Raw genomic sequence first — 25,050 nt, 5'->3', positions numbered from 1 at the left:
TTGGTTTAATAACTGGGTTCCTGTTCCCCACTGACCACTCGTTGTTGATGGGCAAGCAGGGCCTGTTTATCAACAACTGCACGCAGCAATTGTTGCATCGGGTAATCATCGACTCGCGTCAAAACCACGGCTTCGGTGGCCTGTAAAAATCGCGGATCGTCTGTGAGCGGCGTCGCTTCTAATCCCAGCATGGTCAGTTCGTTTTCCGCCACCACGTTCCAGATAACCGCATCGACATCGCCTTTAACAATGCGTTGTAAACTCTCGTGATAAGAGAGATCGACACGTTCCACATCACTATCGCCAAAAAAGACATCGGTCATGATTTTCTGATCCGCCGAACGGTTATCCAGCCCCACGCGCTTCACGTTTGCGGACTCGCCTTTACGGCAAATCAACTGGTGCTCGCCAACGTAGGTGTGCGGCCCCAGCTCCAGCGCGAGGCATAACCCTTTTTGCGTGAGATAACTTTCCGCCGCCAGTCGGGAAACCACCGCCATGTCATACACGCCATTAAGCAGACACTCCACGCGAATATCCGCGCCGCGCATGTGCGCATAGTAAAAAGGAATGCCATCAAATTGGGCTTTCAATCCGCTCGCCAGGCCTTCGTACAAACGGGTATAGGGCAAGGGCATCGCGCACACCACATTGTTGATATCCACATGACTCAGCAATGCTTTGTTATCCATTTCCACCAGATAACTGCCATTACGCCCACGGCGTTCTATCCGTATCGCTCCGCTTGATTCCAGCGTTTTCAACGCGGCCTGCGTCAGGCCAACGGATGAACGGCATTCAGTTGCCAGTTCATCTATGGTTTTCAGTCGATTACCGCACTTTTCACCCAACAAATAACGGGCCAGTGTCGTGATGACGACGCCTTCTTTTTTGATAAACGTTCGACGCATAGTAAATTTTCAATAAAGTGAATATTTATATCTTCATAAAAATGAAGATAAGTGGCAACTGCGAGATGTGGAAACGGCGAGACGCTTCACATTTTTTCGGATTATTGCAAATGAGGATAAAAAAACCGGGTTTCCCCGGTTTTTGGCATTAATGTTAAATTACGGCTTCGCCACAAAACCAATCGCTTCGTACACCGCTTTTAGCGTACGGGAAGCGTGTGCGCTGGCTTTTTCAGCGCCATCTTTCATCACCTGTTGCAGGAAGGCTTCGTCATTGCGGAAACGGTGATAGCGTTCCTGCAATTCAGTCAGCATACCGGAAACGGCATCAGCCACTTCGCCTTTCAGATGACCATACATCTTGCCTTCGAACTGTTTTTCCAGTTCCGGGATGCTCTGGCCCGTTACCGCAGAAAGGATATCCAGCAGGTTGGAAACGCCCGCTTTATTCTGCACATCGTAGCGAACTACCGGCGGCTCGTCGGAGTCAGTGACCGCGCGTTTGATTTTCTTCACTACCGATTTCGGATCTTCCAGCAGGCCGATAACGTTATTGCGATTATCGTCAGACTTGGACATCTTCTTGGTCGGCTCCAGCAGCGACATTACGCGCGCGCCAGATTTCGGAATAAACGGCTCTGGCACCTTAAAGATATCGCCATACAGCGCGTTGAAACGCTGGGCGATATCGCGGCTCAGTTCCAGGTGCTGTTTCTGGTCTTCACCCACCGGCACCAGATTAGTTTGATACAGCAGGATGTCCGCAGCCATCAGCACCGGATAGTCAAACAGACCAGCGTTGATGTTCTCGGCATAACGCGCAGATTTATCTTTAAACTGCGTCATGCGGCTCAGTTCGCCGAAGTAGGTATAGCAGTTCAGTGCCCAGCCTAACTGTGCATGTTCCGGCACGTGGGACTGAACAAAAATGGTGCTTTTCTCAGGATCGATACCACAAGCCAGATACAAGGCCAGCGTATCCAGCGTCGCTTTACGCAGCTTCTGTGCATCCTGGCGCACGGTGATCGCGTGTTGGTCAACGATACAGTAAATGCAATGGTAGTCATCCTGCATGTTTACCCACTGACGCAGCGCACCCATGTAGTTACCAATGGTCAATTCACCTGAGGGCTGTGCGCCACTAAAAACGATGGGCTTAGTCATTTTTCGATTCCTGATTTTCGCTATGCGGAAGCCCTAATGCGGGCAGAAGGTCATTTATAGACTGATAAATTACATCAGGCTGGCTGAGATCGATAGCCTCGCCGTAGTTATATCCGTAGGTTAAGCCAACTGATGGGCAACCTGCCGCTTTTGCTGCCTGAATATCATTGCGTGAGTCGCCAACAAACAGCATCTGTTGTGGAGCAATTCCCATCCGCTCAGCCACCAGTAACAGCGGGTCCGGATGCGGTTTTTTGTTTTGCACATCATCACCACCAATCACCACGCTGAAGTATTTGGCGATATCTAAGGCTTCGAGCAGCGGCGCGACGAACGGCGTCGGTTTGTTGGTGACCAGGCCCAACGGCAGGCCTTTAGCCTGCAATGCGCCCAGCGTATCGGCAACGTGCGGGAACAAAAACGTCCCCTCTTCGGCAACCTCGCCATAGTAGCGATCGAACAATTTACGCAGAATACGTACCTGTTCTTCTGCCGGAATGTCGTCATCAACGGGCGGTTTACCCATTGTTTTACGCAGAGTCGCACGTTCCTGACGCGCCCAGGTCAATGCGCGCTCCATCAGAACATCTGCGCCGTTACCAATCCAGGTTATAACGCGTTCTTCACCTGCGACGGGCAACTCCAGCGCATACAGCGCCATATCTACTGCGGTAGCCAAGCCAGGAGCACTGTCCACCAGCGTACCATCGAGATCAAAAGCGACGCCGCGAATATCTTCAAACTTATTCATGACTTACCTTTGCCAGTTCACTGCGCATTTCATCAATGACTTTTTTGTAGTCTGGCTGGTCGAAGATTGCCGAACCGGCGACGAACATATCCGCGCCCGCCGCAGCGATTTCGCCAATGTTGTTCACCTTCACGCCACCGTCCACTTCCAGTCGAATGTCAAAGCCAGACTCGTCGATACGACGACGTACTTCGCGCAGTTTATCCAGTGTTTGCGGAATGAAAGACTGACCGCCGAAACCTGGGTTGACGGACATCAGCAGGATCACATCCAACTTATCCATCACGTAATCCAGATAGCTCAGCGGTGTCGCCGGATTAAATACCAGACCCGCTTTACAGCCATTTTCTTTAATCAGTTGCAGCGTGCGGTCAACATGCTCGGAGGCTTCTGGATGAAAGGTAATGATGCTGGCACCAGCGGCAGCGAAATCAGGCACAATGCGATCGACGGGTTTCACCATCAGGTGTACGTCGATAGGGGCGGTAATGCCGTAGTTACGCAAGGATTTCAGCACCATTGGCCCAATCGTCAGATTGGGAACATAGTGGTTATCCATGACGTCAAAATGCACGACATCAGCGCCAGCTGCCAGGGCTTTTGCGGTATCTTCACCCAGGCGGGCAAAATCAGCCGACAGAATTGAGGGGGCAATCAAATACTGTTTCATCCGCTTCTCCTTGAGAATTATTTTTTCGCGGGTGAAACGACTCCTGGTTTGTACAAAGCCAGCAGTTCGTCCACCTTTTTACGTGTGCCGCCGTTGCTGCTTATACTGCGTCGAACTTTGACGACATGCAATTTTGCGCGCTGATACCACTCACGCGTTAACATCGTATCGTGATTGGAGATCAGCACTGGAATATGGCGATCAACCAGACCTTCGGCGATCTCCGCCAGATGCGCTTGTTGTTCAAGCGTAAAACTGTTTGTGTGATACGCCGTAAAGTTGGCGGTCGCAGACAGCGGCGCATAAGGCGGATCGCAATAGACGACGGATGCATCATCTGCGCGCGCCATGCTATCGGCGTAAGACTCACAGTAGAAAAAGGCATTCTGCGCTTTTTCAGCGAAGTGATACAACTCTGCTTCCGGGAAATAGGGTTTTTTGTAGCGGCCAAACGGCACGTTAAACTCACCGCGCAGATTGTAACGACACAGGCCGTTGTAACCGTAGCGGTTCAAATATAAAAACAGTACCGCCCGACGGAACGGATCCTGGCTTTTGTTGAACTCTTCGCGGAACTGATAGTAAACCTCGGCGCAATTTGTTTCGGGAACAAACAGCTCGCGTGCGGCCTGTACGTACTCATCAGTACGCATTTTCACAATGTTATAGAGACTGATCAGGTCGCTATTGATATCGGCAAGGATATAACGAGAAAAGTCGGTGTTGAGAAACACCGACCCGGCACCTACAAAAGGCTCAACCAGACATTCGCCCTTGGGCAAATGCCGTTTAATATCATCAAGCAGGGGATACTTGCCCCCTGCCCACTTCAAAAAAGCGCGATTTTTCTTCATGCTGACTAACTAATTACACCTTCTCCGGCTGTGGAGAAAGCTCCGACAGCATCCAGCGCTTCAGGCAACTCCCGCGATGATAAACCATTGCGGGAGATAACCTTGATTACTTCAGATCGGCCTGTACCTGACGCAGCGGTTTCGCCCACGGGTTTTTGGCCTGGACATCTGCTGGCAATGTAGATACCGCTTTTTTCGCCTCTTCTTTCGAAGCGTACACGCCAGAAACCAGGACATACCACGGCTGACCATTACGCGTCGTTTCATAGACAACGTAGTTTTTCAGATTCTCTTTCTTCGCCCAACCGTTCAGGTTGTCGTAGTTAGAGGAACTGCTCAGCTGCAGAGTGTAATGGCTGGACGGTGCCGATTTCAACGAACCAACATTACCTGCGGTCTTCCCTCCAGCGGCTGGTGTTGCCGTGGTTTGCGCCGGGGATGCCGTCTGTACTGGAGCCGTAGTTGCGGTCTCTTTTGGTGCTGGCGTAGAGGTCGCAGCCGGTGCCTTCGTGCTTGCCACAGGAGCAGCTGGTTCAGTACGCTTCGGCGTCTGTGCTACCGGCTTCGGCTCCGTTTTTACGGTTGCTTGCGGTTTTTTCGGTTCAATCACCGCCTGCTGACGAGCTGGACGCGTGGTGGCCGGACGTTCAGTGGTTTGCGTTTTCGCCGTGTCACGCGATGCATTGCCATTGCGAACAGGCGCGACAGTCGCGGGTTCAGTCGGCAACGTGGAATTGACCGCCACATTGTTCAACTGTTGCTGATTTTGTGGCTGGGTCAGCGCATTGTTCAGGTCACCCTGCACTTCAACACGTTGTTGACCATCCGTTGCCGCCGGGGTTTGCCCTTGAGTCGGCGTAGAAGAGATCGGCGGCAGAGAAACATCCTGCTGAGTATTTTCCGCAGACGTGGTTCCCGGCGCTGGCTGCACGCCATTCGCCTGATCGGTCGCATTGCCAGCAAGATCAATACTCTTCTCGCCAGACGCGGTTTGATCGCTGGAAGAGGTCGAGGGGGCTTTTAGCGCAGAACCGATACCGATGATCAACAGCAGGAGAACCAGAATGCCGACGCCCATCATCATATACTGACGAGAAGCGGGTTTACTGGCTACTTTTTTGCGCTTACGCGGACGACGCTCTACGCGCTCTTCATCCACGGTTTCATCTTCGGATTCGTCAATTTCTTCTTCGAGTTCCGGTTCCTCATTGCGCTCTTTTTGCGCACGAGTCGGACGGCGATCGTCAGTGTCATCAAGTTCAATATCATCAAAATTGATCTGCGGTTCGCCACGTTCAGTACGCTCAGAACGTTCAGAAGATTGACGAGAACGACCAGTACGACGATCGCTGGGATCGGGTTTCAGCTCGTCTTCTGGTTTGAATTCATCCATTTAACACCCCACTAAAAGGTTAATGCTTACCACGTTGCAATTAACCTGAAGCTAATAGACCGCTTGATAAGCGGCCTGACCTTTCTTGTTGTTACGCTGATTGACAATCGGCAATGGCGTTAAGAACTAGCTCGTGCGAAACGCCGCTGCGAACTTCACTCTTACCAATTGCCAACGGAAGAATTAAGCGCATCTCTCCCGCAAGGACTTTCTTGTCACGCAGCATATGCGGTAAATACGCCTGCGCAGACATTTCGCGCGGCCCATTGACCGGTAACCCAGCCCGCGTGAGCAGGGTTATAATACGCTGCGTTTCGGCAGAACTAAACTGCCCGAGACGTTCCGACGTCCGCGCCGCCATCACCATACCCGCAGCAACCGCTTCACCGTGTAACCAATTGCCATACCCCATTTCAGCTTCAATGGCATGACCAAAGGTGTGTCCCAGATTCAGTAAAGCACGTAACCCGGTTTCGCGCTCGTCGGCGGCGACAACTTCTGCCTTCAGTTCACAACAACGGCGAATACAGTACGCCATTGCCGGACCGTCCAGACGCAACAACGCATCCAGATTTTCTTCCAGCCAGTTAAAAAACGCACCGTCAAGAATAATGCCGTATTTGATGACTTCTGCCAGCCCCGACGCTAACTCACGCGGGGGAAGCGTTTTCAGACAGTCGAGATCCACCACCACTGAAGCAGGCTGGTAGAACGCGCCAATCATGTTTTTACCGAGGGGATGGTTGACCGCAGTTTTGCCGCCAACGGAGGAATCGACCTGCGACAGCAACGTCGTCGGGACTTGAATGAAACGTACACCGCGCTGATAACTCGCCGCCGCAAAGCCGGTCAGATCGCCCACTACGCCGCCGCCAAGCGCCACCAGCGTAGTATCGCGACCATGCGGCTTTTGTAACAACGCCGTAAAGACGGTATCGAGTACAGCCAGGCTTTTATACTGCTCGCCGTCAGGGAGGATAACGCTATCGACGTTAACACCCGCCTGTTCAAGTACGCCGCGGACCTTATCGAGATACAGAGGAGCCAGGGTTTCGTTGGTAACCAACATGACCTGCTCGCCCGATTTCAGCGGTAAGAATGAAGCTGGTTCATTAAACAAACCAGATGCGATGGTAATTGGGTAACTACGTTCCCCGAGAGTAACGACAATCCTCTCCATAACGCGACATCCACCTTAATTACTGTACCCGCAGACGAGTGTATATAAAGCCAGAATTAGTTGCTTTCCAGCATGTGAATAATCTGGTTTGCGACCACTTTAGCGCTTTGATCATCAGTACGAATGGTCACGTCGGCAATCTCTTCATACAGCGGATTGCGTTCATTGGCCAACGCTTCCAGAACTTCACGCGGCGGTGTTTCAACGTGCAGCAACGGGCGTTTTTTATCACGCTGCGTGCGTGCAAGTTGCTTTTCGATGGTCGTTTCAAGATAAACGACAACGCCACGTGCGGAAAGACGGTTACGCGTTTCGCGGGATTTCACAGAGCCGCCGCCAGTAGCCAGCACAATACCCTGTTTCTCGGTCAACTCATTGATGACCTTTTCTTCGCGATCGCGGAAGCCTTCTTCGCCTTCTAAATCGAAAACCCAGCCCACATCAGCTCCGGTTCGTTTCTCAATCTCTTGATCGGAATCGTAAAATTCCATATTGAGTTGTTGAGCTAACTGGCGCCCAATAGTGCTTTTTCCGGCACCCATAGGCCCAACCAGAAAGATATTGCGTTTCTCTGCCATTTTTTCGGTACTACTAAGACTATTCGTTAATGATAAACCCGCTTCGCTCAGAGAGCGCCGCAGGACATGAACTGAAACCTCATAAGATATTGCGAGAGTCAGACTGAAAATTATCTCAATACTCCAGCGGGTTTGGCAACTGAATAAATCACCCATCCCTCTGCATATCTGGTCGCTGCAAGCGCGCTGCCTTGCTACCACCGCTCTGGCGATAAATCACCGGGTAAGATTAGCGTAAAAAAGACAGCAAAATGCCGCCTGAATGATAAATCATCATCATGGAACGCAGGCAGCGAAGAGCACCAACTCTCAAATCGGTACTCCTTGTATGCTAAATACCTGCGCGCGTCAAATAGATGAAACACGTTCAGCGTAAAAACATTACCGCTTTTACGGCTGTTTACTCACTGGAAACCAGTCGTGGCGTGATAAACACCACTAACTCGCGTCGTTCATCTTCTTTTCCGTCATGACGAAATAATTGCCCGAACCAGGGAATGTCGCCAAGCAACGGTACGCTATCCTGACCCGATTTATTTTTACGGGTAAAAATGCCGCCCAGCGCCAACGTTTCTCCGCTTTTGACCTCGACCTGCGTTTCGATCTCCTGCTTATCAATCGCCAACACTTCGCCATCGGCCTGCTGTAGCACCTGCCCCGGAACGTTCTGGCTGATGTGTAATTTCAGCCGGATGCGACCTTTTTGTAACACCGTGGGCGTAACTTCCATCCCCAGGACGGCCTCTTTAAATTCCACCGACGTCGCGCCACTTTCCCCGCTGGAAACCTGATATGGAATTTCGCTCCCCTGTTTAATGCTGGCAGGCTGAAGATGTGAGGCCAGCAGACGCGGACTGGCGATAATATCCAGCTGCTGTTTTTGTTCGAGCGCGGAAAGCTCAAGATCCAGTAAACGTCCGTTGATGCGTCCAATGTTAAAACCGACATGCGTTGTCGCCGTCGCTACGGAGAGGTCGCTGCCAAGCGTGGTGACTTGCCCAACGCCACCAGCGTGTTGCGCATCGGCCAGCGTCCATTTCACGCCTAACTCACGCAAACTTTTTTCATTAATGGTGACAATATGCGCCGACAGCTCAACCTGCCCGACCGGCAGATCCATTTGCGCTACCCACTGTTCAAGCGCGCTTAACGCCGCTTTGTTATCTCGCAGCAAAAGGCGATTAGTGCGTTTATCGACGGTCATACTCCCTTTGGCACTCAGTAGCTTCTCCCCCGCTTTCGCCAGCTCTCCGGCGTCGGCGTATTGCAGAGTAATATTGCGATTTTCCAGCGGCAGATTTGCCTGCGCCCGCGCCTGCTCCGCCTCCTGACGGGCGATATTGTCATTCTGCCAGGCAACGGAATGCACCGAGAGAATGTTGCCCTCCTGGCGCGTTATCAGTCCGGCGCTTTTCACTACAGTTTGTAGTGCCTGCTTCCAGGGAACATCTGTTAGATGTAACGACACCGTACCGCTGACGTCTGGCGACACGACCAGGTTCAACTTCTCCTGTTCAGCCAGCGCCTGCAACACCTGAGCTACCGGAACGTCATCCACCATCAGCGTCACTTTTTGCGGCTTTGCCGCCTGTACGCCGGGTATCAGCATCAACAGTAGTGCGGCTATCCATTGCTTCATTTGTATCTCCTTGCCGTTGCCACAACCAGTGTGGCGGTTCGCAGTTTGTTCCGGTTTCCAGCGTTAGTGCGTCTGGCGTCAGCTGTAAAATTGTCCAGCCGTTTTCCAGCACATCGTTTTGCTGCACCCGTCGCCATTTCTTTTGCCCGTCTTTTATTACACCGATGATGCGCTCGCCTCGCCCTACCATCCCCTGATAGCGCCACTGGCTAAGTTCGCTAATCCGGCATAGATCTTCCGGCGGTTTAAAAGGGTCACGCATACCGGTTAAAAGGCACAATGCAATACCTGCCAACAACCAGCGTTTACCCCTCATGCGGCGTCTCCAGTTGTAGCGTGAACAAAAGGTCATCACCTTCCACGCTTAACGAAAAACGGCTCACGCTGACGTTGCGCTCTGCCAGCCGTGTAAATGCCGACGGCACTGCTTCCCACAGCGTTTTCAACGCCAACTCACCTCCCTGCGCGGATGGATGCCAGTAAACCAGTTGCGCGCCGGATAACTGAAAATCCAGTGGCGAAAAGGGCAGCGTTTTTTCTTCGCTGAAGGGAGTGGTGTCTACCTGGCGATACAGTGCGGCCCACTGCTGGTGATGACTCGCCCGTAGTCGAATTAATGCGTCGCTCTCTTCCTGGTGTGTCGATGACAGAAAAATGAGCGTAACTAACATCATCAACCAGAATGCCCAGCAAAGCTGGCGGAGGCGGGGTGATGCGGCGAACCACCAGTCAAAGAGCATGTCCATCGCTAACCTTCCTTGTTAACTGATACTCAAATTGCCAGCGTCCCTGCGCATCCTGCTGCGTGGCCCCCCGCTGATTGAGATGAAAAAAAGCATCCTGACGGAGTGACGTTTCCAGCGCGTTTAACACGGTAATGCTTGTTGTCAGCCCCTTGATCTCCAGCGTTCCCTGCTGCCAACTTATCGTTGTCAGCCAGGCGTGCTCGGGTAAAAGCGCCGCCAGTGCTTCCAGCGCAGATTGCCAGTCGCGGGTAAATTGTCGCTGGCGCTGCCTTTGCAAACGCTGTTCGCGTAACTGCTGGCGTTCCAGCAAACGTGGTTTCGTTATCTGTAAGCTGCGGGCGAGTTGTTGTTCCGCCTGAAGCAAAACGGTGTCTACGCGTGCTTCGGCGTTGCTTGTCAGACGCAGTATTAGCGTTATCCCGACGGCCAGCAGCAGAGGCGCAACGAACATCAGCAACCAGAAACGAAGAAAAGCGGTCCGGCGTTGCTGTCGCCAGGGCAAAAAATTAATTGGCGGGTTCATCAGTACACCTTCCCAAGCGCCAGCCCCAGCGCGATGGCAAAGTCTCCACCTGGCGGCGGTAGCGGCGGCTGACGAACAGAAACCGCCTCCCAGGGGTCAAATCCGCCTTCGCCACATATCGCGACGCTTTCGGGATCAACGCATAACGCTGCCGCCAGCTCCTTCGCGCTAGTCATCCCCACCGCCAGCTTGCGCCCCCAGCGATAGCGCGTCGCCCACAGCCACTGTTCGTTATCACGCCAGGCCAGACATTGCTGATGAGAAGGTAAAAAAGGCAGGAATCGCTGTAATGCACTGGCATCCGGGGTGATCGCGCTAACATGAACACGCAACCTTTCTGCCAGAGTAAGCAGCGTTGCCAGCTCTTTGCTTTGCGCGGCAGTCACGTTATAGGCGGGACTGAGTGAGTCTTCGCTGTAATCGAAGCGCAGGGAGTCCGGATCCATATCCAGCTCGCGGGCCATCGTCCCGGACAGCCAGGCCATTTGCTCCCGCTCACCAAGGGACATCGACGGGCGTGGAAATGACCGCTGTAATGTGCGACTGGCGGGAAACGCCAACATAATGTGATGACGCTGCGGCAGTTCGCGACTCCACGGTAACAACGTTTTAGCCAGCCGCTGCGCATCAACAATCCGCCCATCTTTGATAATGTCGTTCTCCAGCGGCAACCGCCACCAGCGTTGCAAAAAGCATTCTTTTGTGCCCCGCACGATCGCAACCGCTACCGCTTCTTGCTGTTGTAAATGCAAACCAATTTGCCAGATCTTAAATGCCATTGTGATGATCTCCTTATCACCCGTCACTCTGACGGGTATATCAATGCGTCTGGCTTGCCTTTATACTACCGCGCGTTTGTTTATAAACTGCCCAAATGAAACTAAATGGGAAATTTCCAGTGAAGTTCGTAAAGTATTTTTTGATCCTTGCAGTCTGTTGCATTCTGCTGGGAGCAGGCTCGATTTATGGCCTATACCGCTACATCGAGCCACAACTGCCGGATGTGGCGACATTAAAAGATGTTCGCCTGCAAATTCCGATGCAGATTTACAGCGCCGATGGCGAGCTGATTGCTCAATACGGTGAGAAACGTCGTATTCCGGTTACGTTGGATCAAATCCCGCCGGAGATGGTGAAAGCCTTTATCGCGACGGAAGACAGCCGCTTCTACGAGCATCACGGCGTTGACCCGGTGGGGATCTTCCGTGCGGCAAGCGTGGCGCTGTTCTCCGGCCACGCGTCACAAGGGGCGAGTACCATTACCCAGCAGCTGGCGAGAAACTTCTTCCTCAGTCCAGAACGCACGCTGATGCGTAAGATTAAGGAAGTCTTCCTCGCGATTCGCATTGAACAGTTGCTGACGAAAGACGAGATCCTCGAGCTTTATCTGAACAAGATTTACCTCGGTTACCGCGCCTATGGTGTCGGTGCTGCGGCACAAGTCTATTTCGGTAAAACGGTCGACCAACTGACGCTGAACGAAATGGCGGTGATAGCCGGGCTGCCGAAAGCGCCTTCCACCTTCAACCCGCTCTACTCAATGGATCGTGCCGTCGCGCGGCGTAACGTCGTACTGTCGCGGATGCTGGATGAAGGGTATATCACCCAACAACAGTTCGATCAGACACGCACTGAGGCGATTAACGCTAACTATCACGCGCCGGAGATTGCTTTCTCTGCGCCGTACCTGAGCGAAATGGTGCGCCAGGAGATGTATAACCGTTATGGCGAAAGTGCCTATGAAGACGGTTATCGCATTTACACCACCATCACCCGCAAAGTACAGCAGGCCGCACAGCAGGCAGTACGTAATAACGTGCTGGACTACGACATGCGCCACGGCTATCGCGGCCCGGCAAATGTGCTGTGGAAAGTGGGCGAATCGGCGTGGGACAACAACAAAATTACCGATACGCTGAAGGCGCTGCCGACCTATGGTCCGCTGCTGCCTGCCGCAGTCACCAGCGCCAATCCTCAGGAAGCGACGGCGATGCTGGCGGACGGGTCGACCGTCGCATTGAGTATGGAAGGCGTTCGCTGGGCGCGTCCTTACCGTTCGGATACTCAGCAGGGACCGACGCCGCGTAAAGTGACCGATGTTCTGCAAACGGGTCAGCAAATCTGGGTTCGTCAGGTTGGCGATGCATGGTGGCTGGCGCAAGTGCCGGAAGTGAACTCGGCGCTGGTGTCGATCAATCCGCAAAACGGTGCCGTTATGGCGCTGGTCGGTGGCTTTGATTTCAATCAGAGCAAGTTTAACCGCGCCACCCAGGCACTGCGTCAGGTGGGTTCCAACATCAAACCGTTCCTCTACACCGCGGCGATGGATAAAGGTCTGACGCTGGCAAGTATGTTGAACGATGTGCCAATTTCTCGCTGGGACGCAGGTGCCGGTTCTGACTGGCAGCCGAAAAACTCGCCGCCACAATATGCTGGTCCAATTCGCTTACGTCAGGGGCTGGGTCAGTCGAAAAACGTGGTGATGGTACGCGCAATGCGGGCGATGGGCGTCGACTACGCTGCAGAATATCTGCAACGCTTCGGCTTCCCGGCACAAAACATTGTCCACACCGAATCGCTGGCGCTGGGTTCAGCGTCCTTCACCCCAATGCAGGTGGCGCGCGGCTACGCGGTCATGGCGAACGGCGGCTTCCTGGTGGACCCGTGGTTTATCAGCAAAATTGAAAACGATCAGGGCGGCGTGATTTTCGAAGCGAAACCGAAAGTAGCCTGCCCGGAATGCGATATTCCGGTGATTTACGGTGATACGCAGAAATCGAACGTGCTGGAAAATAACGATGTTGAAGATGTCGCTATCTCCCGCGAGCAGCAGAATGTTTCTGTGCCAATGCCGCAGCTGGAGCAGGCAAATCAGGCGTTAGTGGCGAAGACTGGCGCGCAGGAGTACGCACCGCACGTCATCAACACTCCGCTGGCATTCCTGATTAAGAGTGCTTTGAACACCAATATCTTTGGTGAGCCAGGCTGGCAGGGTACCGGCTGGCGTGCAGGTCGTGATTTGCAGCGTCGCGATATCGGCGGGAAAACCGGTACCACTAACAGTTCGAAAGATGCGTGGTTTTCGGGTTACGGTCCGGGCGTTGTGACCTCGGTCTGGATTGGCTTTGATGATCACCGTCGTAATCTCGGTCATACAACGGCTTCCGGAGCGATTAAAGATCAGATCTCAGGTTACGAAGGCGGTGCCAAGAGTGCCCAGCCTGCATGGGACGCTTATATGAAAGCCGTTCTTGAAGGTGTGCCGGAGCAGCCGCTGACGCCGCCGCCGGGTATTGTGACGGTGAATATCGATCGCAGCACCGGGCAGTTAGCTAATGGTGGCAACAGCCGCGAAGAGTATTTCATCGAAGGTACGCAGCCGACACAACAGGCGGTGCACGAGGTGGGAACGACCATTATCGATAATGGCGAGGCACAGGAATTGTTCTGATTAAAAAGGCGCTTCAGCGCCTTTTTAAGTTTGCTGACAAAGTGCACTTTGTTTATACCGGATACGGCGTGAACACTTTACCCGTCTAGCAACATCTAGAAAAATCAATATATTGCAGGAGCCGCACAGGCCTGATAAGCGTTGTGCATCAGGCAAACTTCACGCATTTACAACCGCCCCTGCCCCTTCAACCATTCGCGCACGAGGAACAGCGCGCTGACATTACGCGCTTCGTTGAAGTCAGGGTCTTCCAGCAAATCCATCATATGCGCCAGCGGCCAGCGCACCTGTGGTAGCGGCTCTGGCTCATCGCCTTCCAGCGATTCCGGGTAGAGATCTTGCGCTACCACGATATTCATTTTGCTGGAAAAGTAAGACGGTGCCATGCTGAGCTTCTTCAAAAAAGTCAGATCGTTCGCACCAAATCCAACCTCTTCTTTTAGCTCGCGGTTAGCGGCTTCGAAGACGGTTTCACCCGGATCAATTAATCCTTTCGAAAAACCTAATTCGTAGGATTCAGTTCCCACTGCGTATTCGCGGATCAGGATCAGGTGATCGTCCACAATCGGCACAATCATCACTGCTTCCCGGTTAGTTGGACGCATTCGTTCATAAACACGCCGCACGCCATTGCTGAACTCCAGATCCACGCTTTCGACGGTAAACAGTCGGGAACGGGCTACAGTTTCAACATTCAGAATGGTGGGTTTTTGTAATGATTTGCTCATCGTGGGATCTATGCTGTGAAATCAGCGGTTATTGTGCGATATCGGACACGCTTTCGGCAATGTGAATTGCATGTTATTTACATTTATGTAACTTAATAAATAATCGTCCTCAAATCAAATTAAAAGTCAATAGGTTGAAATAACTCCAGGAATTTGCTGATATTCCGCCTTCAGAGGGTTTGCTATGATCAGCGGTTACTGTGATGTGCTTAATGATGCTCAAGTTAAACTCCACGCTTGCCGATAGCCAACCGCAGAATCATGTTTTGTGTCCGGTGCGACTGACCACGCCTGACAGACTAAGTAAGATGGGGAAAGCATGAGCACCATTGTGATTTTTTTAGCTGCTTTGCTGGCCTGCTCACTACTTGCGGGATGGCTGATAAAAGTGCGATCCAGACGGCGTCAGCTGCCCTGGACCAACGCCTTCGCGGATGCGCAAACGCGTAAACTCACACCTGAAGAACATAGCGCCGTTGAAAATTATCTTGAGAGCCTGACGCAGGTATTACAGGTGCCTGGCCCAACGGGAGCCAGCGCGGCACCGATCTCTCTGGCGCTGAATGCCGAAAGCAACAACGTCATGATGCTGACACACGCTATCACGCGTTACGGCATCTCTACCGACGATCCGAATAAATGGCGTTACTACCTCGATTCGGTAGAAGTCCACCTGCCCCCCTTCTGGGAACAGTACATCAACGATGAGAATACCGTTGAACTGATTCATACCGATTCGCTGCCGCTGGTTATTTCACTCAACGGTCATACGCTGCAGGAGTACATGCAGGAAACTCGCGGCTATGCCTTGCAACCTGTTCCGTCAACACAGGCGTCGATTCGCGGGGAAGAGAGTGAGCAAATCGAGCTACTCAATATTCGCAAAGAAACGCACGAAGAGTATGCGCTAAGTCGTCCGCGCGGGCTGCGCGAAGCGTTGCTGATTGTCGCCTCCTTCCTGATGTTCTTTTTCTGCCTGATTACCCCGGATGTATTTGTTCCGTGGCTGGCAGGCGGCGCGTTACTGCTGCTGGGCGCAGGACTGTGGGGGCTATTCGCGCCCCCGGCAAAATCCTCCCTGCGGGAAATTCATTGCCTGCGCGGTACACCCCGTCGTTGGGGATTGTTTGGCGAAAACGATCAGGAACAGATCAACAATATTTCACTCGGTATTATCGACCTGGTCTACCCCGCACACTGGCAGCCATACATTGCTCAGGATCTCGGTCAACAAACCGATATCGATATCTATCTCGACCGCCACGTAGTGCGTCAGGGGCGATATCTTTCGCTCCATGATGAAGTAAAAAACTTTCCGTTACAGCACTGGCTGCGCAGTACGATTATCGCTGCGGGCTCGCTACTGGTGCTGTTTATGCTGTTATTCTGGATCCCGCTGGATATGCCGCTGAAATTCACCCTCTCGTGGATGAAAGGCGCGCAGACCATTGAAGCCACCAGCGTGAAACAACTGGCTGACGCTGGCGTGCGGGTTGGCGATACATTGCGTATTAGCGGTACGGGAATGTGTAATATTCGCACTTCCGGTACCTGGAGCGCGAAAACCAACTCACCTTTTTTACCGTTTGACTGCTCGCAGATCATCTGGAATGACGCCCGCTCATTGCCATTACCAGAATCTGAATTGGTCAACAAAGCGACGGCATTGACCGAAGCAGTTAATCGCCAGCTGCACCCTAAACCGGAAGATGAATCTCGCGTCAGTGCCTCATTACGTTCAGCAATTCAAAAATCCGGTATGGTATTGCTTGATGATTTTGGCGACATTGTACTGAAGACAGCGGATCTGTGTTCTGCCAAAGATGACTGTGTGCGACTGAAAAATGCGCTGGTCAATCTCGGTAACAGTAAAGACTGGGACGCGCTGGTAAAACGCGCCAACGCCGGGAAACTCGATGGCGTGAATGTGTTATTACGCCCGGTGAGTGCGGAATCGCTGGATAACCTGGTGGCCACCTCTACCGCGCCGTTTATCACGCATGAAACGGCGCGAGCGGCACAATCACTAAACAGTCCGGCCCCCGGCGGATTCCTGATTGTCAGCGACGAAGGCAGCGATTTTGTTGATCAGCCCTGGCCTTCGGCATCACTTTACGACTATCCGCCGCAAGAACAGTGGAACGCTTTCCAGAAACTGGCACAAATGCTGATGCATACGCCGTTTAACGCCGAAGGTATCGTCACAAAAATCTTCACTGATGCCAATGGTACGCAGCATATAGGCCTTCATCCGATCCCGGATCGTTCCGGCCTGTGGCGCTATCTCAGCACCACACTGCTGCTACTGACGATGCTGGGTAGCGCCATTTATAATGGCGTACAGGCCTGGCGTCGTTACCAGCGTCATCGTACTCGCATGATGAAGATTCAGGCCTATTATGAAAGCTGCCTGAACCCGCAACTGATCACCCCTTCAGAAAGCCTTATCGAATAACACGTTTGCGCGGCAGGTTATGCTACCCTGTCGCGCAAATTGCTTCACTCTGGAGATTTCTCTCATGCATATCAACATTGCCTGGCAGGACGTAGATACCGTTCTGCTGGATATGGACGGCACGTTGCTCGACCTCGCCTTCGATAACTATTTCTGGCAAAAGCTGGTGCCTGAAACATGGGGCGCGAAAAACGGGGTTACGCCACAGGAAGCGATGGAATATATGCGCCAGCAATATCACGACGTACAGCATACGCTAAACTGGTACTGTCTTGATTACTGGAGTGAGCAACTGGGTCTGGATATCTGTGCGATGACCACCGAGATGGGACCGCGCGCCGTACTGCGTGAAGATGCCATTCCGTTTCTTGAGGCACTGAAAGCCAGCGGTAAGCAGCGAATTTTGCTCACCAATGCTCATCCGCACAACCTGGCGGTAAAACTTGAGCATACCGGTCTGGACGCACACCTTGATTTATTACTTTCCACCCACACATTTGGTTATCCGAAAGAGGATCAGCGGTTATGGCATGCGGTGGCCGAAGCTACGGGTCTGAAAGCTGAAAGAACGCTGTTTATTGATGACAGCGAAGCGATTCTCGATGCTGCCGCGCAATTTGGTATTCGTTACTGCCTCGGCGTGACTAATCCTGATTCCGGGATTGCCGAGAAACAGTATCAACGCCATCCGTCACTGAATGACTACCGCCGCCTGATCCCCTCGCTAATGTGAAGGAGACGCCATGAAAGAAAAACCTGCTGTTGAGGTTCGACTGGATAAATGGCTATGGGCTGCCCGTTTTTATAAAACCCGCGCGTTGGCCCGTGAAATGATTGAAGGCGGTAAGGTGCATTACAACGGGCAGCGCAGCAAGCCGAGCAAAATCGTCGAGCTGAATGCCACGCTCACTCTGCGCCAGGGAAATGACGAACGCACGGTGATTGTAAAGGCGATTACTGAACAGCGTCGCCCCGCCAGCGAGGCAGCCTTGCTGTATGAAGAGACTGCAGAAAGTGTAGAGAAACGCGAAAAAATGGCGCTGGCACGTAAACTTAATGCCTTAACCATGCCGCACCCGGACCGACGCCCGGACAAAAAAGAGCGCCGCGACCTGTTACGATTTAAACATGGCGACAGTGAATAACTGTCACCTGCAAGAGAGATGATTATGCCGCAACATGACCAATTACATCGCTATCTGTTTGAAAACTTTGCCGTTCGCGGAGAACTGGTAACCGTTTCGGAAACCCTGCAACAGATCCTTGAGAACCACGATTATCCGCAGCCCGTTAAAAACGTGCTGGCAGAACTGCTGGTTGCGACCAGCCTGTTAACCGCTACGCTGAAGTTTGATGGTGATATCACCGTACAGCTGCAAGGCGACGGTCCGATGAATCTGGCGGTTATTAACGGTAACAACAACCAGCAGATGCGCGGTGTGGCGCGCGTGCAGGGCGAAATTCCGGAAAATGCCGACCTGAAAACGCTGGTCGGCAATGGTTACGTGGTGATCACCATCACCCCGAGCGAAGGTGAACGCTATCAGGGCGTGGTGGGTCTGGAAGGTGATACCCTGGCGGCCTGCCTGGAAGATTACTTTATGCGTTCTGAACAGCTGCCGACGCGCCTGTTTATTCGCACCGGCGACGTAGACGGCAAACCGGCTGCAGGCGGTATGTTGTTGCAGGTAATGCCTGCGCAAAATGCCCAGCAGGACGACTTTGACCACCTGGCGACGCTAACCGAAACCATCAAAACCGAAGAACTGCTGACCTTACCGGCAAACGAAGTGTTGTGGCGTTTGTATCACGAAGAAGAGGTGACGGTTTACGATCCGCAGGATGTGGAGTTCAAATGCACCTGCTCGCGTGAACGTTGCGCCGATGCGCTGAAAACGCTGCCTGATGAAGAAGTCGATAGCATCCTGGCGGAAGATGGCGAAATTGACATGCATTGTGATTACTGCGGTAACCACTATCTGTTCAATGCGATGGATATTGCTGAAATCCGCAACAACGCGTCTCCGGCAGATCCGCAAATTCATTAATGAGTATGTCCGGCAGAGAGGGCTCTGCCGGATTTTACGACTAATACACCTGATGCGCTTTGTCACTCATTCAGATTCACATCCAGCCTTTCACCATCCACTACAAGATCGCGCCACGCTTTAGGCTTCGTTCCCAGTTTTCCATCCTTCGCAGCTGTGAGTAATTTTTCTTTCGTTATATCACGCGGAAGTAAACTCATCGTAAGCTCTTGCCATTCTTTCTTGTCAGGATCAAAGCCATAGACAATGTATCTTTCATCATCAAAGGCAAAGAGGATCCGCTCTGCCCTGCCATCACTATTCAGATCTTGCTCGACCAGGACGCAGGCGTCTTTTTCAATGCAGGTCATCACGTTATAGCGATCCTGGATTAAGGCCGACCAGAATGTCGCATCCGGTTTAACAGAACCAGGGGCAATTAACACATTATCGGCTAATACTTTTTCCGATACCTGTTCCTGAAGATGTTGCTCTCCATCTAACGCCATCAGCAGATCCCGCGCGCGTTTCGGGTCTTTTATAAACCCGGCATCGCTTTTCAGCGACTCAAGCGCCGCACGTCCATAGCGACCGCTCTGTTCGAGCATATAGAGACTTACCTGGTCTGGCGTGTTTTTGCCGCTCTGATAACGCGCCATATGACTGTTCACGCTAATGCGCATACTGTCCAGCACCGGAGAATTAAGAAGCACCAGTATTACCAACACCAATAACGAAACCGCAAGGTTCACTTTGCCCTGAAGAACAAGGGGGTTTTGCCCTTTACGCCAGACGATACTGACAAAATACCCCAGCGACCATACCAGTAACACCAGCACCGCCAGCGCGCCCTGCAAGCGGTCGACAGTCCAGCCGTACTGAGCGACCCGCAGCCATAACGCCCAGGCGGCGACGAACACATACAGCGGAGCAGCCAGCAGAGCGGTTTTAATCAGGCAACGCAACGGCCCCGTCCAGGGAAGTGACGATTTTTGCGGATCGCGGACAATAGCCATTAAGATCAATTGCAAAAAGGCCAGCGTTAACAGCAACCCAGCGGCGGAGATGTGGCGAGAAATCGCGCTCAGGCCCGTAAACGGCAGGGTGATGATAAACATCAGGGTTAGCAATGATACTAACGGCAGCAACCCCGTGGCGATTAACGTGAACAACTTTTGAATAGAGTCGATTAAACGTGACTGTGTTCGCGCGAGGATCACCGCCAGCGCGGTAACCAGACCTAACGTGAGATAAATAAACCAGTCGGTTGCAAAAAAGAGCGTTTTGAAAAACGTGATGCCAACAAGTTTAAACAACTCACCCCACAGTAAAAGCACCAGCCACGTCAGGCCATTGGCGAGAAAAATCACCAGTAATATAAGTACGTTATGCCATACTGACTGGTAAAAATAGCGATAGCGGCTACTGTCATTGCGGATGCGAAGGCTTTGTTGTATCCACGGTAGCAACAACATTGCCATCAGCAGCAGATAGCAGCCAAAATCCCAAAGCGCCTTTTCTGCTCTCCAGTGGTTCATGCCATCAATTTGCCACTTTAGCCAACCGCTCATCCCCAGCGTGGCAATAAACACCAGCGCCAGCCATCCCCAAAGGCGCTTCTGTTTAAAGGAGATCACGGAGAAGAGTAAAACGGATGAAAACGCGACGGTCGCAGGCACGCCATAAACAATCCAACTGAGATTTTTTCCGGCAAGCCAGGCGATCAGCAGGTAGCAAACCAGACCCTGAAGTAATCCGGTAGCAATCATCCCCCAGCGTGTTGCGGGTGAAAGTTCAACGTTATCCATGTTAGTTATCCAGAATCAAAAAGTGGGTTAATTATCGCATCCGGGCCGTAGTATTTTGCTTTTTTCAGAAAATAATCAAAAAAAGTTAGCGTGGTGAATCGATACTTTACCGATTGAATTTGCATCAATTTCATTCAGGAATGCGATTCCACTCACAATATTCCCGCCATATAAACCAAGATTTAACCTTTTAAGAACATTTTCCACACCTAAAATGCTATTTCTGCGATAATAGCAACCGATTCGTGACAGGAATCACGGAGTTTTTTGTCAAATATGAATTTCTCCAGATACGTAAATCTATGAGCCTTGTCGCGGTTAACACCCCCAAAAAGACTTTACTATTCAGGCAATACATATTGGCTAAGGAGCAGTGAAATGCGCGTTAACAATGGTTTGACCCCGCAAGAACTCGAGGCTTATGGTATCAGTGACGTACATGATATCGTTTACAACCCAAGCTACGACCTGCTGTATCAGGAAGAGCTCGATCCGAGCCTGACAGGTTATGAGCGCGGGGTGTTAACTAATCTGGGTGCCGTTGCCGTCGATACCGGGATCTTCACCGGTCGTTCACCAAAAGATAAGTATATCGTCCGTGACGATACCACTCGCGATACTTTCTGGTGGGCAGACAAAGGCAAAGGTAAGAACGACAACAAACCTCTCTCTCCGGAAACCTGGCAGCATCTTAAAGGCCTGGTGACCAAACAGCTTTCCGGCAAACGTCTGTTCGTTGTCGACGCTTTCTGTGGTGCGAACCCGGATACTCGTCTTTCCGTCCGTTTCATTACCGAAGTGGCCTGGCAGGCGCATTTCGTCAAAAACATGTTTATCCGCCCGAGCGATGAAGAGCTGGCAGGTTTCAAACCAGACTTTATCGTTATGAACGGCGCGAAGTGCACTAACCCGCAGTGGAAAGAACAGGGTCTGAATTCCGAAAACTTCGTGGCGTTTAACCTGACCGAGCGCATGCAGCTGATTGGCGGCACCTGGTACGGCGGCGAAATGAAGAAAGGGATGTTCTCGATGATGAACTACCTGCTGCCGCTGAAAGGTATCGCTTCTATGCACTGCTCCGCCAACGTTGGCGAGAAAGGCGATGTTGCGGTGTTCTTCGGCCTTTCCGGCACCGGTAAAACCACCCTTTCCACCGACCCAAAACGCCGCCTGATTGGCGATGACGAGCACGGCTGGGACGATGACGGCGTATTTAACTTCGAAGGCGGCTGCTACGCAAAAACTATCAAGCTGTCGAAAGAAGCGGAACCTGAAATCTACAACGCTATCCGTCGTGATGCGCTGCTGGAAAACGTCACCGTGCGTGAAGATGGCACTATCGACTTTGATGATGGTTCAAAAACCGAGAACACCCGCGTTTCTTATCCGATCTATCACATCGAAAACATCGTTAAGCCGGTGTCCAAAGCGGGCCACGCAACTAAAGTTATCTTCCTGACCGCAGACGCCTTTGGTGTGCTGCCGCCGGTTTCTCGTCTGACCGCCGATCAAACCCAGTACCACTTCCTCTCTGGCTTCACCGCCAAACTGGCTGGTACAGAGCGCGGCATCACCGAACCGACGCCAACTTTCTCCGCTTGCTTCGGCGCGGCGTTCCTGTCTCTGCACCCGACGCAGTACGCAGAAGTGCTGGTGAAACGTATGCAGGCGGCAGGCGCGCAGGCGTATCTGGTTAACACCGGCTGGAACGGTACTGGCAAACGTATCTCCATTAAAGATACCCGCGCTATTATCGACGCCATCCTCAACGGTTCGCTGGATAACGCAGAAACCTTCACTCTGCCGATGTTTAACCTGGCGATCCCAACCGAACTGCCGGGCGTAGACACGAAGATTCTCGATCCGCGTAACACCTACGCTTCTCCGGAACAGTGGCAGGAAAAAGCTGAAACTCTGGCGAAACTGTTTATCGACAACTTCGATAAATACACCGACACCCCAGCGGGTGCCGCGCTGGTAGCGGCTGGTCCGAAGCTGTAATGATTTGAAGCTGGAGAATATCTATCCAGTATCTTATAGAAAGCAAAACGGGAGGCACCTTCGCCTCCCGTTTATTTACCCTTCTTTTGTCGTGCCCTGCGCCCGCGTTACCGGCACAGGCAGCCAGGCGCGAATGGAAAGCCCGCCCCGTTCGCTGGTACCAAGCTCCAGCATCCCGTTATGGTTATCCACGATACGCTGCACAATCGCCAGCCCTAATCCCGTGCCGCTAATGGTGCGCGCACTGTCGCCGCGAACAAACGGCTGGAACAGGTGCTTACGTTGTTCCGGCGCAATTCCCGGACCGTCATCTTCCACCTGGAACCAGGCGCGATTCGGCTCCGTTCCGCTGCTGACTTTGATCCAGCCATTGCCGTAACGGGCGGCGTTGACCACCATATTCGCCACCGCACGTTTGATCGACAGCGGGTGCATTTTCACCTCAATGCTGCCGGGGTAAAGCGCGGTTTCAATTTCCCGCTCATAGCCACTTTCGGCGGCAATCACCTCACCGAGCACTGCGTTGAGATCCGCCATTTCCATCGGCATCTCCTGCCCGGTGCGCAGGTAGTCGATAAACTGCTCAATGATGGCGTTGCACTCTTCGATATCTTTATTGATCGATTCTGCCAGGTAGCCATCCTGCTCGCTCATCATCTCGGTAGCCAGGCGAATGCGCGTCAGCGGCGTACGCAGATCATGACTTACCCCCGCCATCAGCAGCGTGCGATCATCCGCCAGTTGCTTAACACCAGCCGCCATATGGTTAAAGGCGCGGGTAACGGAACGCACCTCCGAAGCGCCATATTCACGCAGCGGCGGCGGTATAATCCCTTTACCGACCTGCAAAGCAGCATGTTCGAGATCGACCAACGGTCGGTTCTGGATACGAATAAACAACCACGCCCCGCCTATCGCCAATAGCATAATCGCCAGCGTATAGCGGAACAGCGGAGAAAAATCGCCCTGATGAATTTCGGTCAGCGGCACGCGCACCCAGATATTGGGCGACAGCCAGGTTTTCAGCCAGACAACAGGCGAACTTTTGTTGACCTCAACGCGCACTTCCGTCGGGCCGCCCAGTTGCTGCGCCATCTGATGGCTTAAGAATTCATAGTGTTGTGCCCAACGCAGACCTGCCTCTTCGGCAGCTTCGTTGGAATAGAGAGAGATCCCCAGCTCACGGTAGATCTCCCGACGGAAAGCGGGAGGCACAACCAACTGCGTGCCGTCCTCCAGTTGCAGTTTGTCGGTCATCAACATACGCACTTCGTACGCGAGGACTTTATTAAACTGCTGGAGGCTCGGCAAAATCGCGAAGTTCAGCACCACCAGATAAGTCGTCACCAGGCTGACGAACAGCAAGGTGACGATGAGCAATAACGTACGGGCAAATGAACTTCGTGGCGAGAAGCGCAATCGCCTCATGCTTTAGAACCGTCCGGTACAAAGACGTAGCCCAGACCCCAGACGGTCTGAATGTAACGCGGATGCGCCGGATCTTCTTCCACCATGCGGCGTAGACGCGAAATCTGCACGTCGATGGAGCGTTCCATTGCGGAGTATTCACGGCCACGGGCAAGGTTCATCAGCTTATCGCGGGAGAGCGGCTCACGCGGATGGCTGACCAGTGCCTTCAGTACCGCAAACTCACCGCTGGTGAGCGGCATCGGCTCATCTTCGCGGAACATTTCACGCGTACCGAGGTTAAGTTTGAACTTACCGAAAGCAATTACCGCCTCTTCCTGTGACGGCGCGCCCGGCAGTTCGTTGGCCTGACGACGCAGCACCGCACGAATGCGGGCCAGCAATTCACGCGGGTTAAACGGTTTTGGAATGTAGTCGTCAGCGCCAATCTCCAGGCCAACGATACGGTCCACTTCTTCCCCTTTCGCCGTCACCATAATGATCGGCATCGGGTTGCTCTGGCTACGAAGACGTCGGCAAATCGACAAGCCATCTTCACCAGGTAACATCAAATCCAGTACCATAAGATGGAAAGATTCACGAGTCAGCAGGCGATCCATCTGTTCTGCATTAGCGACGCTTCGAACCTGGAAGCCTTGTTCGGTGAGATAACGTTCCAGCAGCGCGCGCAGGCGCATGTCGTCATCGACCACCAGAATCTTGTAGTTCTCTTGCATTGTTTGTACTCCCAAAGGTTCGCAACA

Annotated in this window: 23 protein-coding genes; 6 read left to right on the top strand and 17 right to left on the bottom strand. The window is 52.6% G+C overall.

From position 1 onward, the window contains the following. Positions 1-5: 5 nt before the first annotated feature. The 13 genes from yhfZ to hofM all read right to left on the bottom strand — a co-directional run bounded on the left by yhfZ (position 6) and on the right by hofM (position 11,188). The gene (yhfZ, locus tag ACK8NJ_RS01745; RefSeq protein ID WP_001254817.1) at positions 6-911 is read right to left on the bottom strand and encodes a GntR family transcriptional regulator YhfZ; all 906 of its coding nucleotides are present in this window, start codon (positions 909-911) and stop codon (positions 6-8) included. Between the two features lie 159 nt (positions 912-1,070). Continuing rightward, complete coding sequence (trpS, locus tag ACK8NJ_RS01740) at positions 1,071-2,075, bottom strand: tryptophan--tRNA ligase (protein ID WP_000165543.1); 1,005 nt, start codon at positions 2,073-2,075, stop codon at positions 1,071-1,073. Beyond that, positions 2,068-2,826 carry a phosphoglycolate phosphatase gene (gene gph, locus ACK8NJ_RS01735; protein WP_001031735.1) on the bottom strand — a complete coding sequence of 253 codons (759 nt, stop codon included), beginning with the start codon at positions 2,824-2,826 and terminating at the stop codon, positions 2,068-2,070. Before gph ends, trpS begins: the two co-directional genes overlap by 8 nt. Further along, positions 2,819-3,496 carry a ribulose-phosphate 3-epimerase gene (gene rpe / locus ACK8NJ_RS01730; protein ID WP_000816280.1) on the bottom strand — a complete coding sequence of 226 codons (678 nt, stop codon included), beginning with the start codon at positions 3,494-3,496 and terminating at the stop codon, positions 2,819-2,821. The genes gph and rpe overlap by 8 nt, the downstream gene beginning before the upstream one ends. Positions 3,497-3,513: 17 nt before the next feature. Next, on the bottom strand, positions 3,514-4,350 hold the full coding sequence (gene dam / locus ACK8NJ_RS01725; protein WP_000742141.1) for an adenine-specific DNA-methyltransferase: 837 nt from the start codon (positions 4,348-4,350) through the stop codon (positions 3,514-3,516). Positions 4,351-4,456: 106 nt separating this feature from the next. Then, positions 4,457-5,743, bottom strand: coding sequence for a cell division protein DamX (gene damX / locus ACK8NJ_RS01720; protein WP_025210916.1), 1,287 nt, complete (start codon positions 5,741-5,743; stop codon positions 4,457-4,459). Between the two features lie 91 nt (positions 5,744-5,834). After that, positions 5,835-6,923 carry a 3-dehydroquinate synthase gene (aroB, locus tag ACK8NJ_RS01715; RefSeq protein WP_000439850.1) on the bottom strand — a complete coding sequence of 363 codons (1,089 nt, stop codon included), beginning with the start codon at positions 6,921-6,923 and terminating at the stop codon, positions 5,835-5,837. A gap of 56 nt (positions 6,924-6,979) precedes the next feature. Beyond that, entirely contained in the window at positions 6,980-7,501 is a 522-nt protein-coding gene (gene aroK / locus ACK8NJ_RS01710; RefSeq protein ID WP_000818618.1) for a shikimate kinase AroK, read from the bottom strand. Positions 7,502-7,901: 400 nt separating this feature from the next. After that, on the bottom strand, positions 7,902-9,140 hold the full coding sequence (hofQ, locus tag ACK8NJ_RS01705) for a DNA uptake porin HofQ (protein WP_411962072.1): 1,239 nt from the start codon (positions 9,138-9,140) through the stop codon (positions 7,902-7,904). After that, positions 9,052-9,456, bottom strand: a complete 405-nt coding sequence (gene hofP / locus ACK8NJ_RS01700) for a DNA utilization protein HofP (RefSeq protein WP_411962071.1) — start codon at positions 9,454-9,456, stop codon at positions 9,052-9,054. The genes hofQ and hofP overlap by 89 nt, the downstream gene beginning before the upstream one ends. After that, on the bottom strand, positions 9,446-9,886 hold the full coding sequence (hofO, locus tag ACK8NJ_RS01695) for a DNA utilization protein HofO (RefSeq protein ID WP_137480715.1): 441 nt from the start codon (positions 9,884-9,886) through the stop codon (positions 9,446-9,448). The genes hofP and hofO overlap by 11 nt, the downstream gene beginning before the upstream one ends. Continuing rightward, entirely contained in the window at positions 9,870-10,409 is a 540-nt protein-coding gene (hofN, locus tag ACK8NJ_RS01690) for a DNA utilization protein HofN (protein WP_411962070.1), read from the bottom strand. Before hofN ends, hofO begins: the two co-directional genes overlap by 17 nt. Then, complete coding sequence (hofM, locus tag ACK8NJ_RS01685) at positions 10,409-11,188, bottom strand: DNA utilization protein HofM (protein WP_411962069.1); 780 nt, start codon at positions 11,186-11,188, stop codon at positions 10,409-10,411. The genes hofN and hofM overlap by 1 nt, the downstream gene beginning before the upstream one ends. A 119-nt stretch (positions 11,189-11,307) precedes the next feature. On the opposite strand from hofM, the gene mrcA reads away from it, so the two are divergent. Then, entirely contained in the window at positions 11,308-13,860 is a 2,553-nt protein-coding gene (gene mrcA, locus ACK8NJ_RS01680; protein WP_001301905.1) for a peptidoglycan glycosyltransferase/peptidoglycan DD-transpeptidase MrcA, read from the top strand. A gap of 167 nt (positions 13,861-14,027) precedes the next feature. Here the strand turns inward: mrcA and nudE are convergent, their stop codons facing one another. Further along, positions 14,028-14,588, bottom strand: coding sequence for an ADP compounds hydrolase NudE (gene nudE / locus ACK8NJ_RS01675; RefSeq protein WP_000045748.1), 561 nt, complete (start codon positions 14,586-14,588; stop codon positions 14,028-14,030). Between the two features lie 319 nt (positions 14,589-14,907). On the opposite strand from nudE, the gene igaA reads away from it, so the two are divergent. From igaA to hslO, 4 genes are all read left to right on the top strand, one after another. Further along, positions 14,908-17,043: an intracellular growth attenuator protein IgaA gene (gene igaA / locus ACK8NJ_RS01670; RefSeq protein WP_000104509.1), complete on the top strand. Its 2,136-nt coding sequence runs from the start codon at positions 14,908-14,910 to the stop codon at positions 17,041-17,043. A gap of 64 nt (positions 17,044-17,107) precedes the next feature. Further along, positions 17,108-17,776 (top strand): GMP/IMP nucleotidase, encoded by a 669-nt coding sequence (gene yrfG, locus ACK8NJ_RS01665; protein ID WP_411962068.1) that lies wholly within the window; start codon positions 17,108-17,110, stop codon positions 17,774-17,776. A 10-nt stretch (positions 17,777-17,786) separates the two neighbouring features. Next, a complete protein-coding gene (hslR, locus tag ACK8NJ_RS01660) occupies positions 17,787-18,188 on the top strand; it encodes a ribosome-associated heat shock protein Hsp15 (protein WP_000660483.1) in 402 nt (133 codons plus the stop codon). Between the two features lie 24 nt (positions 18,189-18,212). Next, positions 18,213-19,091 (top strand): Hsp33 family molecular chaperone HslO, encoded by an 879-nt coding sequence (hslO, locus tag ACK8NJ_RS01655; protein ID WP_256270488.1) that lies wholly within the window; start codon positions 18,213-18,215, stop codon positions 19,089-19,091. 62 nt (positions 19,092-19,153) lie between these two features. Here the strand turns inward: hslO and ACK8NJ_RS01650 are convergent, their stop codons facing one another. Further along, positions 19,154-20,878 carry a DUF4153 domain-containing protein gene (locus tag ACK8NJ_RS01650; protein ID WP_411962067.1) on the bottom strand — a complete coding sequence of 575 codons (1,725 nt, stop codon included), beginning with the start codon at positions 20,876-20,878 and terminating at the stop codon, positions 19,154-19,156. A gap of 378 nt (positions 20,879-21,256) precedes the next feature. Here ACK8NJ_RS01650 and pckA point away from each other — a divergent pair, with 378 nt between their 5' ends. Beyond that, positions 21,257-22,879 (top strand): phosphoenolpyruvate carboxykinase (ATP), encoded by a 1,623-nt coding sequence (pckA, locus tag ACK8NJ_RS01645; RefSeq protein WP_001309803.1) that lies wholly within the window; start codon positions 21,257-21,259, stop codon positions 22,877-22,879. Positions 22,880-22,954: 75 nt separating this feature from the next. On the opposite strand, the gene envZ is transcribed toward pckA, so the two are convergent. Continuing rightward, positions 22,955-24,307 carry a two-component system sensor histidine kinase EnvZ gene (gene envZ / locus ACK8NJ_RS01640; protein ID WP_001253709.1) on the bottom strand — a complete coding sequence of 451 codons (1,353 nt, stop codon included), beginning with the start codon at positions 24,305-24,307 and terminating at the stop codon, positions 22,955-22,957. Further along, positions 24,304-25,023 (bottom strand): two-component system response regulator OmpR, encoded by a 720-nt coding sequence (gene ompR, locus ACK8NJ_RS01635; protein WP_001157751.1) that lies wholly within the window; start codon positions 25,021-25,023, stop codon positions 24,304-24,306. Before ompR ends, envZ begins: the two co-directional genes overlap by 4 nt. Positions 25,024-25,050: the final 27 nt, after the last annotated feature.

This window comes from Escherichia sp. F1 (assembly GCF_046764225.1).
In the GTDB taxonomy this organism is placed as follows: Bacteria; Pseudomonadota; Gammaproteobacteria; order Enterobacterales; family Enterobacteriaceae; genus Escherichia; species Escherichia coli.
This window is presented reverse-complemented; position numbering and strand designations above follow the sequence as displayed.

What these genes read in the sequence shown, in the direction of transcription:
- yhfZ (WP_001254817.1), bottom strand. Translation starts at nt 911, where the DNA reads ATGCGTCGAACGTTTATCAAAAAAGAAGGCGTCGTCATCACGACACTG.
- trpS (WP_000165543.1), bottom strand. Translation starts at nt 2,075, where the DNA reads ATGACTAAGCCCATCGTTTTTAGTGGCGCACAGCCCTCAGGTGAATTG.
- gph (WP_001031735.1), bottom strand. Translation starts at nt 2,826, where the DNA reads ATGAATAAGTTTGAAGATATTCGCGGCGTCGCTTTTGATCTCGATGGT.
- rpe (WP_000816280.1), bottom strand. Translation starts at nt 3,496, where the DNA reads ATGAAACAGTATTTGATTGCCCCCTCAATTCTGTCGGCTGATTTTGCC.
- dam (WP_000742141.1), bottom strand. Translation starts at nt 4,350, where the DNA reads ATGAAGAAAAATCGCGCTTTTTTGAAGTGGGCAGGGGGCAAGTATCCC.
- damX (WP_025210916.1), bottom strand. Translation starts at nt 5,743, where the DNA reads ATGGATGAATTCAAACCAGAAGACGAGCTGAAACCCGATCCCAGCGAT.
- aroB (WP_000439850.1), bottom strand. Translation starts at nt 6,923, where the DNA reads ATGGAGAGGATTGTCGTTACTCTCGGGGAACGTAGTTACCCAATTACC.
- aroK (WP_000818618.1), bottom strand. Translation starts at nt 7,501, where the DNA reads ATGGCAGAGAAACGCAATATCTTTCTGGTTGGGCCTATGGGTGCCGGA.
- hofQ (WP_411962072.1), bottom strand. Translation starts at nt 9,140, where the DNA reads ATGAAGCAATGGATAGCCGCACTACTGTTGATGCTGATACCCGGCGTA.
- hofP (WP_411962071.1), bottom strand. Translation starts at nt 9,456, where the DNA reads ATGAGGGGTAAACGCTGGTTGTTGGCAGGTATTGCATTGTGCCTTTTA.
- hofO (WP_137480715.1), bottom strand. Translation starts at nt 9,886, where the DNA reads ATGGACATGCTCTTTGACTGGTGGTTCGCCGCATCACCCCGCCTCCGC.
- hofN (WP_411962070.1), bottom strand. Translation starts at nt 10,409, where the DNA reads ATGAACCCGCCAATTAATTTTTTGCCCTGGCGACAGCAACGCCGGACC.
- hofM (WP_411962069.1), bottom strand. Translation starts at nt 11,188, where the DNA reads ATGGCATTTAAGATCTGGCAAATTGGTTTGCATTTACAACAGCAAGAA.
- nudE (WP_000045748.1), bottom strand. Translation starts at nt 14,588, where the DNA reads ATGAGCAAATCATTACAAAAACCCACCATTCTGAATGTTGAAACTGTA.
- igaA (WP_000104509.1), top strand. Translation starts at nt 14,908, where the DNA reads ATGAGCACCATTGTGATTTTTTTAGCTGCTTTGCTGGCCTGCTCACTA.
- yrfG (WP_411962068.1), top strand. Translation starts at nt 17,108, where the DNA reads ATGCATATCAACATTGCCTGGCAGGACGTAGATACCGTTCTGCTGGAT.
- hslR (WP_000660483.1), top strand. Translation starts at nt 17,787, where the DNA reads ATGAAAGAAAAACCTGCTGTTGAGGTTCGACTGGATAAATGGCTATGG.
- hslO (WP_256270488.1), top strand. Translation starts at nt 18,213, where the DNA reads ATGCCGCAACATGACCAATTACATCGCTATCTGTTTGAAAACTTTGCC.
- ACK8NJ_RS01650 (WP_411962067.1), bottom strand. Translation starts at nt 20,878, where the DNA reads ATGGATAACGTTGAACTTTCACCCGCAACACGCTGGGGGATGATTGCT.
- pckA (WP_001309803.1), top strand. Translation starts at nt 21,257, where the DNA reads ATGCGCGTTAACAATGGTTTGACCCCGCAAGAACTCGAGGCTTATGGT.
- envZ (WP_001253709.1), bottom strand. Translation starts at nt 24,307, where the DNA reads ATGAGGCGATTGCGCTTCTCGCCACGAAGTTCATTTGCCCGTACGTTA.
- ompR (WP_001157751.1), bottom strand. Translation starts at nt 25,023, where the DNA reads ATGCAAGAGAACTACAAGATTCTGGTGGTCGATGACGACATGCGCCTG.